This is a genomic window from Angustibacter peucedani (assembly GCF_054779595.1).
The window spans coordinates 1-1127 of sequence record NZ_BAAGXY010000167.1 but is presented as its reverse complement, the minus strand read 5'-3'; the positions used below and the strand labels follow the sequence as shown (position 1 = coordinate 1127).

1 protein-coding gene is annotated in these 1127 nt (G+C 79.9%); it reads left to right on the top strand.

Annotation, left to right across the window (positions count from 1 at the left end; translation table 11 throughout):
- Nucleotides 1-15 precede the first annotated feature (15 nt).
- The coding region (locus ACYVJ4_RS18500; RefSeq protein ID WP_460461519.1) for a DUF4350 domain-containing protein at nt 16-1127 on the top strand (1112 nt) is incomplete at its 3' end.

The following is a 1127-nucleotide window of genomic DNA, read 5'->3' as shown; positions in this document are numbered from 1 at the left end:
CGGGCTGGTCGCGCCGTGACCGTGACCGCCGGTGCACCCGCCCCGGCCGACGAGCGCGTGGACGACGGCGCCGCCGTGCGGCCCGGCGATCGACCCGGCGGGCCCACCCGACCCGGCCGGCTGCAGCGCTGGCGCTGGCCCCTGGGCATCGGCGCGCTCGTGCTCGCCGCCACGCTGGTGGGGCTGCTGCTCGCCCGACCCCAGGCCACCGGCGCGCTCGACCCCGAGAACCCGGCACCCGAGGGCGCCCGCGCCCTGGCCCAGGTGCTGCGCGACCACGGCGTCGAGGTGCGCGTGCGCACGCGGTTCTCCGACGTCCAGGCCGACCTCGGCCAGCGCTCCGGCGACGTGGCCGTCGTCGTCGCGCGACCCGAGCGCATGGGCGGCACCCGCCCGCACGACCTCGGCGAGCTCGTGGCCGCCGACCGTGCCGACCTGGTGCTCGTCGGCGCCGGCAACGGCGTGCTCACCGACCTCGACCTGCCGTTCGGGGCCACCGCGGCAGGCGACGTGAGCACGGTCGAGCCCGGCTGCGACGCCCCCGTGCCGACCCGGGCCGGCAGCGTGGTGATGGGCGACGTCGGCTACGCGCCGTTGTCGACCGGCGGGGTCCCGGACGTCGACGCCGTGAGCTCCTGCTACCCCGTCGACGCGGGCGGCGCCCGGCCGGCCGCCGCGTTCGTCGAGCTCGCGTACCGCGACGGCCGCCGCACGACGCTGCTCGGGCCGGGCGCGCCGCTGACCAACGACCGGCTCTCGGACGCCGGCGACGCCGCGCTCGCCGTCGGGGTGCTCGGCCGCCAGCCGCTGCTGGTCTGGTGGACGCCGGACCCGCTCGACGGCGGCCAGGCCGAGCCGCCCACCCTGACCGACCTGCTGCCGGACGGCGTGCGGTTCGCGGGGGTCCAGCTGCTGGTCGTGCTGGGCGTCGTGGTGCTCTGGCGCGGACGACGGCTGGGGCGCCTCGTGCCCGAGCGGCTGGCGGTCGTCGTCCGGGCGCTCGAGACGACCCAGGGCCGCGCGCAGCTCTACCGCAAGGCGCGCGCCCGCGGCCGCGCCGCGCAGGTGCTGCGCGCCGCCGCGGTGCGCCGGCTCGCGGTGCGGCTCGGCCTGGCCCGCACCGCCCC